The organism is Catenulispora sp. EB89, assembly GCF_041261445.1.
GTDB lineage: Bacteria > Actinomycetota > Actinomycetes > Streptomycetales > Catenulisporaceae > Catenulispora.
The window spans coordinates 1-8,724 of sequence record NZ_JBGCCU010000026.1; the positions used below are offsets into that span (position 1 = coordinate 1).

The 8,724-nt window shown below is 72.0% G+C and carries 8 protein-coding genes; 1 reads left to right on the forward strand and 7 read right to left on the reverse strand.

The genetic code is table 11. From position 1 onward, the window contains the following. The 7 genes from ABH920_RS39035 to ABH920_RS39065 form a co-directional block, all read right to left on the reverse strand. Nucleotides 1–857: transposase domain-containing protein (locus ABH920_RS39035; protein WP_370354338.1), on the reverse strand; the 857-nt coding region annotated here is incomplete at its 3' end. Between the two features lie 779 nt (nt 858–1,636). Then, the gene (locus tag ABH920_RS39040) at nt 1,637–2,716 is read right to left on the reverse strand and encodes a serine/threonine-protein kinase (protein ID WP_370354339.1); all 1,080 of its coding nucleotides are present in this window, start codon (nt 2,714–2,716) and stop codon (nt 1,637–1,639) included. A gap of 324 nt (nt 2,717–3,040) precedes the next feature. Beyond that, on the reverse strand, nt 3,041–3,253 hold the full coding sequence (locus ABH920_RS39045) for an MbtH family protein (protein WP_370354340.1): 213 nt from the start codon (nt 3,251–3,253) through the stop codon (nt 3,041–3,043). Further along, the gene (locus ABH920_RS39050; protein WP_370354341.1) at nt 3,250–4,635 is read right to left on the reverse strand and encodes a PLP-dependent aminotransferase family protein; all 1,386 of its coding nucleotides are present in this window, start codon (nt 4,633–4,635) and stop codon (nt 3,250–3,252) included. The genes ABH920_RS39045 and ABH920_RS39050 overlap by 4 nt, the downstream gene beginning before the upstream one ends. 306 nt (nt 4,636–4,941) lie before the next feature. Further along, nucleotides 4,942–5,619, reverse strand: a complete 678-nt coding sequence (locus ABH920_RS39055) for an LmbU family transcriptional regulator (RefSeq protein WP_370354342.1) — start codon at nt 5,617–5,619, stop codon at nt 4,942–4,944. Nucleotides 5,620–5,654: 35 nt separating this feature from the next. Then, nucleotides 5,655–6,200 (reverse strand): LmbU family transcriptional regulator, encoded by a 546-nt coding sequence (locus tag ABH920_RS39060; protein WP_370354343.1) that lies wholly within the window; start codon nt 6,198–6,200, stop codon nt 5,655–5,657. 235 nt (nt 6,201–6,435) lie between these two features. After that, nucleotides 6,436–7,515, reverse strand: a complete 1,080-nt coding sequence (locus ABH920_RS39065; RefSeq protein WP_370354344.1) for a beta-propeller fold lactonase family protein — start codon at nt 7,513–7,515, stop codon at nt 6,436–6,438. A gap of 428 nt (nt 7,516–7,943) precedes the next feature. Between ABH920_RS39065 and ABH920_RS39070 the strand changes: the two genes are divergently transcribed. Then, a complete protein-coding gene (locus ABH920_RS39070) occupies nt 7,944–8,663 on the forward strand; it encodes a hypothetical protein (protein ID WP_370354345.1) in 720 nt (239 codons plus the stop codon). Nucleotides 8,664–8,724 lie beyond the last annotated feature (61 nt).

The window sequence follows — 8,724 nt, forward strand, 5'->3', positions numbered from 1 at the left end:
CGGTCGGCGTTACGGGTGCCGTCGGCCAAGGTCACGACCACATCGACGTCGATGATCCGCACTGGCAGGGCACCCAGCCGGGACAGAAACGAGCCGTCGGACAACCGGGCCAGCACCGGCGGGTTGCGGGCAGCGGTGGCCCGGATGAGGAACTGTGCACCGGTGCCGGCCAGCTCGGCTGCGAAGTCATCGGAGTCGAACCCGCGATCGCACAACACCAGCATCTTGTCGTTCAGCAGCGGCAGCAGCCGCACCGCCCAGCCGCGTTCATCAGTGCCGACCGGCCCGAACACCGCACCCAACAGCCCCCGGGTCCCAGTCTCGCACAACACCATCAGCACCAGGTGCGGGTATCCGGACCAGCCCTGCCAATACCTGATCTTCCCCAGCCAGCCGCGGTTGCGCACCGAATCCGGGGTCTGCAGCGACAAACAACCGTCGAAGGCCACCGTGCGCCAGCGCCGGTAGGACACCCCCGGCGTGCTCGGGGTCGCCAACGGCCCGGCCACGGCCTCGAACAGCGCCTTGAACGGCGCCGCCCCCAACCGCCGCCGCAGATCCCGCAACCCCTTCTCCGACGGGCTCACCCGCAACCGGGCCGGCAGGCCCGCACACAACTTGCCGAACACCTTCACAGCACCCACCGGCCGAAACAGACACAGCGCCAGCACGAAATACACCCCCACCCGCGACGGCAGGACCCGCACCCGCTGCTGCACACACCCGGTATCGGCCAACACCGCATCCACCAACTCCAACGGCAGGAACTGCGTCAGCTCCCCCAAATGCCCCGGAGCGAACACCCCCGCCGCCACCTCGATCGACCGATCGACACGCACCATGGCAGACTCAGACACGACGAGACCTCCGATCCCGGGTTCCCTAGACAAGAACCGGCATATCAGAGGTCTCGTTCACTCTATAAAGCCACAGCTCACAGCCCCACTTGACGCCACCACCAAAACCTTAACTACGCGGCATTGCAGTCCGGGCTGGTTGTGCAAGCACCGCCGACAGCGACGAGGGATCCGGGACAACCCCCACTGTGGGAAGGATTCCCACATCTCGGGCGCGCCACGTCACCACCCGCAGGTGTACGCACCCGAGTGGACCGTGTCCACACCACAGGCCGGGGTTGTCCCGGGTTCCCCGTCGCGTCGGCGGGCGCAGCCAAGCTGACCGGGCCGGTGGTGTCCCAGCCGGACGAGGCTGCACCACAGCAGCGTGTGATGCGGCTGGACACCACCGGACCGGTCTGCTTCCATCAGGCGACGACGCGACGGGGAACCCGGAACAAAGGCGACCACAAGCAGTGTCCGGCAGCAGACAGCGCGACCCCCCTCCCCGGAGCGAGGCCGCTCGCCGCGCAGGCGCCGCCGGAGGCCCTGCCTTCGACCTTCGGCGCCCACCACGCTCGACGATTGCCGCCTACGCAACGCGTGCGCAGTGACTCGGACCGGTGCGCGGTCGTGGACACGGACAACCGCCAGCCGCCAACGCAACCAACGGGGCACCACCGAACTGCGCCACCCAACGGATCCTTCTTAAAACCCTGCGAAGCCGTAAAAGCCCTTAAAACCACCGCCAAACCGCACCCGTCGCACCCACCACACCCCAGCCACCCACACACCAAGCACTAGCGCCGAAGAAACGAGGTGAGCGCCAGGGCCAGCCCCGCGATCCCGATGCCGGCACTGACAAGGGCCGCTGTTCGGCGGCGCTTGGCGTTCGCACGCCGGCCGGCCGACTTCCGGGTCGGCGGACGCGCTTCTCCGGCGGTGATGGCCAGCGTGACGTTCGCCGCCGGGGGAAGGGCCAGGGGCTCGGAGACCAGCCACGGCGGGAGGTCGACGTCCGGCGGCGGCGCCGCGACCGGGTCGGCGTGTGCCCAGCCGTCGGGCAGGATCAGCTCCCTGAGTCTCCAGGCCAGTTGTGCGGCGCCGGCGGGCCGGGCCGCCGGATGCTTGGCCATGGCGGTCCGGATAACCGTGACGAGCGCGGGCAGCTCCGGACAGTGCAGCTCCGGGGGCGGCTCGTTCACGATGCGGAACAACAGGGCGATGATCTCCGGGCTGTCCGCCCGGAAGAACGGCGGCTCGCCGGTCAGCAGGTGGTGCAACGTCGAACCGAGGGAATAGACGTCGCCGGCCGCCGACGGCCTGGCCCCGGCCACCGTCTCCGGCGCCGCGTGGACCGGGGTGAAGGCGTTCCCGCTGGTCATCCCGGACGGTGATCCGGGAGCCACGGCCACGCCGAAGTCGGCCAGCGCCGGCTCGCCGAAGCGCGATATCAGGATGTTGCTCGGCTTCACGTCGCGGTGCACGATACCCAGGGTGTGCGCGTCGGCCAGCGCCCCGGCGATCTTCGCGCCGATCGCGGCGACCTCGACGGCCGGCAGCGGGCCGGAGGCGTCCAGGCGGTCCTGCAGCGAGCCCTGCTCGTACAGGTCGGTGGCCATGAACGGCTGCCCGGCGCTCGTGGTACCGGCGTCCAGCGCGGTCACGACGTGCGGATGCCCGGTCAGCCGGCCGGTCAGCCGCATCTCCCGCACGAAGCGCCGCGAGGCGGTCTCGTCGAACTCCCCGGACAGCACCTTGACCGCGACATAGCGCTCGAACCTCGCCTGCCAGGCCCGGTACACGACGCTCGACCCGCCGCGCCCGATCACGACCAGGTCGCGGTATCCCGCTATGGACGCACTCGGCTCATCCCCCACGGAGGCTCTCCCCTTGTCGGCTCCGGCGCCGGAGTCCCGGCGACGCACAGCGGGGAGCCTAGGATCGGGGGAGTATCTACTGCGGAGTAAACCAGAGTTTTGACTTACTTGTGATGCAGGGATTATGCCTGTTCACGCGGTGGATTCGTCCGCTGACACGCATGCGGACCCGAAAGCAGTGGTCCCGAAATCAGGACCATGACTCGGGGGCCCTTGGGCGGTCTGGCGTGCAGGAAGGGTTCTGGCGCCCAGGTGGCGCCTTCGGCCTGGACCCCGTAGCCGCCCGCGGATCCCCGCCGGCGGCTGCGGGATGTCAGACGCCTGTCACGACCCCATGGCCTCGACCAGGCTCAGCGGCCGCATGTCCGTCCAGTTCGCCTCGACGTGGTCGAGGCAGTCCTGGCGGCCGGCCGCGCCGAAGACGACCGCCCAGCCTTCGGGGACGGCTATGGGCTGCGGCCACAGGGAGTACTGGCCCTCGGCGTTGGTCAGGACGAGGAATGAGGCCTCTGCGTCGTCGAACGGGTTGCCGCTCATGTCGTTCTTCCCTTCGGTGGTGACGGGTGGTGGGCCGCCTCGGCCCGCAGGAACGCGGCGAGGCGGGTGATGCCTTCCCGGAGCTGGTCCGGGGTCAGGTAGCTGGAGGACAGGCGGAGGCGGTCGTGGCCGGCGCCTGGTGGGAAGAAGGCCGCCATGGGCGTCCAGAGCACGCCGAACTCCCGCGCCGAGCGCTCCAGCGCCGCTTCGTCGGCGGTGAACGGTACCGTGAGGACGGTGAAGAAGCCGCCGTCCGGCCGGTTCCAGCTCAGGCCGAGTTCGGCGCGGGCCGCGGGCGGGAAGTGCCGTGCGAGCTCGCTTTGGACGGCTGCCAGGTTGGCCCGGTAGAAGGCCGCCGTCGCGGTGTTGGCGGCGCGCAGACGACAGTCGCAGCGCAGCAGCGCACCGCCGATCACCGCCTGGCTCAGCGACGGGGTGTTGACCGTGATCATGCTCTTGATCTTCGCCAGTTCGTCGGCGAGGAGCCCGTGCGAGCCGTCGCGCCGCCGGACCCGCTGGTCGGCGACGACGTAGCCGAGGCGCGCTCCGGGGAAGCAGGTCTTGCAGCACGAGCCGAGGTAGACGACCGAGCCGTCCGGGTCCAGGGCCTTGAGTGTCGGGCGCGGCTCCTGCTCACCGCCGAAGAACCCGTAGGGGTTGTCCTCCAGGATCAGGAAATCCTCGGCCGCCGCCACGTCAAGCAGCCTGCGGCGGGCGGCGGTCGGCATGCTCGCGCCCGACGGGTTGGCGAAGTCGGGCACCACGTAGCAGGCGCGCACCCGCCGCCCGGAGGCCGCCACGCGGCGGGCGGCGGCGCGCACCGCCTCCGGGTCGAGGCCCTGGCCGCCCTCGGGCACCGGGACCACCGGGACGTCGAGCAGCCGGGCGGCGCCGGACAGGCCGACGTAACACGGCGAGCTCGCCAGCAGGACGTCGTCCGGCCCCGCGAACAGGGCCCGCAGCGCCAGGACCATGCCCTCCTGCGCGCCGACCGTGACCACCACGGACTCCGGGTCGACCCGGATCCCCTCGTCGTGCGCCAGCGCCTCGGCGATCAGGCCGTGGATCTGGCCCTTGGTCCGGCCGTACTGGAATATCAGGGTCCTTATCTCGTCCTCGGTGCGGCCGGCCGCGCGCAGGTGCGCCAGATACGCCTCGAAGTACTCGGTGACGCTCGCGACGTCGAACATGCCCTCGTACGGCCGGCCGGGCGCGAACGAGACCGCCTCCGGATACCGGGTGGTGACCTCGTTCAGGAAGGTCATCGACTCCAGCACCGGATCGGCGACGGAGCCGTGCAGGTCGTCCACGGCGATGGTGCGGGTCTTGGCACGGGTACGGGTGCCGATCTCGGCCGAGCCGTTCGTCGCAAGGTCATGCATCAGATCGCCTCACGGATTCCTCGCGTCCGGCAAACAGGTCCCGGGACGAAAGCGGATACACCGGCCACGCCCGACCGGGAGTCACCGTAGGTGCCGCCTTCCGAAGCAGTCAACGAGCACCCGGAGCAGCGTGCGCCCGCCTGTCTCGCCGGCGGGACAAACCAATGCGAAGGCACCATCCCCCACAGTCGGGCCGACACGTACCGAACCCGGGCAGACGGCCGCCCCCGGACCTGGGCTTATCAGGATTCTGCGATAAAATCGCGGCAACCGGCCCGGCCCGGGAACGCCTGTGGAACGGCTCGGTCACAACGCCGCCCCCGACCCGATCGCCACCCCCTGCGGGGCCGGAGCCGGCGGCAGCGCGGGAACCGGGTCCGGCTCGGCCAGTCCGGCCGCCTCGTCCAGCCCCTGCGTCATCCAGCTGAGCAGGTCCCGGCCCTCCCGTTCGGCCGCCTGCCGCCACCGGCTCAGCTGCTCGCCCTCCAGCCGCAACTGCACCATCCTGGCCTCGGAGCCCGGATCGGCGGCCGCGGCCTTGAGCTCCGCACGCAACCGGTTGCGCGACCAGCCGTGCCGCTCGGCCTTCTCCAGCCAGGCGTCCTGGGCCGGCTCCGGCAGCGGCGCGACCTGTGCGTGGTGTTGGAAGCTCAGCGCGCTGCGCCGGCGCTCCACGCCGATCTTGCCCGCCACCCAGGCGTAGTTGCGCAGGGTCTGGTAGTCGAGGCTGGTGCTCTCGACAGCCTGCCGGTAGCGGTCGGGGTAGCGCTGGCGGCCGTAGACGAGCCAGTCCCCCAGCCACCATGTCGAGGACTCGGAGACCCGGCTGATCTGCAGCCCCACCCGGAGCCATTCGTCCACTGTCAGTCCGGCCCGCAGGGTCAGCGAGGTGCGTCTGGTCACCGTGGACGGGTCCAGCGAAAGCCGTTCGGGATTCGCCGTACGTGCCCCCGCTGCCACGCCCCTGACGGCGTTGTCCATCATCGAACAGAACCCTCCCCTTGTGACATGAAGCGAACTCAGCGCGCCTCGGACCCGGGGTTCGCCTCGGCGATCCCGTCCAGCGTCCGGACGATCCACTCCAGCAGGTCCATCTGCGCGGAGTCGGCCGCCGCCTGCCATCGGCCCTGGCGCTCGGCGGCGACGTACATCTGCACGACGGCGCTCTCCTGCGCGTACGCGTCCTTGCGCTGCGCGGCCCGGATCCGCCGCCGCAACTCGTTGCGTGTCCAACTCTGTTCCTCGGCGCGCGAGAGCCACTCGTCCTGCTCCCCCGCCGACAGCCCGGCCACCTCCGCGTGGTGCTGGAAGCCGAGCCCCTCCCGGCGCCGCTCCACCGGGACCTTGCGGGCCACCCAGGCGTAGTTGCGCAGCGTCTGGTAGTCCAGCGACGTCTCAGCGACCGCGCGCTTGTACCGGTTCGGATAGCAGTTCTGCCCGTATATCAGCCAGTCGCCCAGCCACCAGGCCGATGAATCCGCGATGACGAAGATCTGACGGCCCAGCCGCCGCCACTCGGACCACGCCAGCCCCGGAGGCAGATGCAGACTCGTGCGCCGAGTCATCGCCACACCCTGGGAAGCCACTGAACGTCTCCCACCCCTAAGCGAACCCCCGGCCCGTGGCAGAGGTTCGTGTTTACGCAGTATGTATGAGCCCGTCGACCGGGCACGCTCCGCACCGAGCACCCGGCCCGCGGCGGAGCATGCCCGGCGGCCGGCCGGCGGTCCGGATCGACCCGGATCGGACCGGACCGGACCGATCGGATCGGACCGGACCGACACGCCGACCGGACCCGCGCTACGGCGCCGCCGCGACGCCGGTGGGGCCGGCGAACCCGTGGACCGTGGCGGTGACGGTGTCGGTCGCGGTGGCGATCACCGAGACGGTGTTGCCGTGGCTGCCCGCGACGTACGCCGCCGAGCCGTCCGCGCTCACGGCGACGCCCTCGGGACCGGAGCCGACCCGCACGGTCGCGGTGACCGCGTCGCTGCCGGTGTCGATCACCGACACGCTGCCGCTGCCGAAGTTCGAGACGTAGGCCGCCGAACCGTCCGGGCTCACGGCCACGGCGCCGGGGTGCGAGCCGACGGCGACGGTGCCGACGACCGTCTCGCTCCCGGTGTCGATCACCGCGACCGAGTTGGAGGCGAAGCCGGTGGCGTAGACGGTGCCGCCGTCCGGCGAGACCGCGACGCCGGTGGGGCTGCCGCCGACGGCGATGGTCGCGGTGACCGTGTCAGTGTCCGTACTGATGACCGAGACCGCGCCGGCGGCCGCCGCGAGGCCGGAGCCGGCCCCGGCGCCGCCGGCGGCCGCGGTCCCGCTGACGTAGACGCTGCCGCCGTCCGGCGAGACGGCCACACCGGCGGGGTGACCGCCCACGGGCACGGTGGCCACGACCGAGTCGGTGGCGGCCGCGATCACCGAGACGGTGCCGTCGATGCCGTTGGCGACGTACACGGTGCTGCCGTCCGGCGAGACGGCCACGGCGGCGGGGTCCGTGCCGACCGGCACGGTGGCCCGGACCGTGGCGCTGCCGGTGTCGATGACCGAGACGGAGGCGCCGCCGAAGTCGGCCACGTAGGCGGCGGACCCGTCGGGCGAGACCGCCACCGCACCGGGACCGGAGCCGACCGGGATGGTGGCCACGACGGCGCCGGACCTCAGGACCGAGACGGTACCGGCGTTGATGTTGCTGACGTAGACCGGTTGACCACTGGTCGAAGCGGCGGTCGGAGTGGTCCCGGCCAGTGCGGCGGGACCGGCGGCGGCCAGGGTCCCGGCCGCGACCAGGGCCACGGCCGCGCCCTTGGCCAGGGCGGGAGGGCGGCGGAAGACTGCGCCGCGCGCAGTGGATGTGGGGCGGGTCGACGGCATGCGATCGGATTCCTCTCCATCGCCGCGCCCGACGCGGCGGGCCCACCGGGCCCGCTCCTACACGTCGGCGCGCGCTGTGTCGGACGTGCACGGGCCCGTCGGCGACTCGGGGTGGGGCGCCGACCGTCGGGTCGTGGCGAATCGGATGGTCAGGGCCAGTGGGGCTGTCCAGGACCGGGCGACCCGCCGGCGAACGACCGCCCCGCAGAGCACTGATGCACTCTCCGGGGTTTATACGAACCCTGCGACGTCCGGAACCAACTATGGCATCGCCCCGGTCGCCCACCAAGGACGGACCCCCCGAACACGTCACTCCCCGTCCGGCAGGCGGTTACAGCGAGATAACAACCGGTGTTCCCGTGCGGTAACCGCCGACCTGGTTGAGTCGGAGCCGGAACCCGAAGACCGCGGAACAGCGAAGGAGCACCATGCCCAAACCGCCGACGCCACCGAGGCCACCGACGCCACCCCCGCCACCCCGCCGGCCCGTCGGGAGCCGGCTGCTCCGGGCCGGATGGGGCGTGGGCCTGGCCGGACTCGCGGTGGCCGTGACCACGGCCTGCCAGGCCGGCCCGAGCGCCGACGGCGCCGGCGCTGCCCGACCCGGCGCCGGGGCCGGGACCGCGACCAGCGGCGCCGCCCTCGAGGCGGCGGCCGCCGGCCCTGCGAACCAGGCCAAGCCCGTGAACCAGGACGCGGCCGCGGGTGCGAACGCCGCTGCGAGCACCGGCTCCGGCAGTACGTCGTCCCAGGCCGCCGACGCCTTCACCGCGTGCATGCGCACGCACGGGCAGCCGCACTTCCCCGGCATCACCATCACGGCGAACGGCTCGGTCCAGCTCGTTTCCGGCGTCGGCGCCGTGGACCTGCGCTCGGCGGCGTACCGGGCGGCGCTCGACGCCTGCCGGCACCTGCTGCCGAAGGACACCAACCCGCCGCCCACGCCGGACCCGCCGCCGCGTCCGGTGCCGTCCCCGCCCGCCAGCCTGTCACCGACCCCGACACCGCCGAGTCCACCGACGCCCTCGACCAGGCCGCCCCTGCCACCCCCGTGGTCGTCGCCGCCACCGCCGAGCGTCCCCACCTCTCGGCCGGCCCCGCCGAAACCCGCGCCGCCGACGCCCCCCGCGCCGTCGGCACCGGTCTAGGCGCGCCGAGCAGGCGGCACCTGCCCCCTCCCCGACCCACCCCCCTGGAGTCCCCATCACC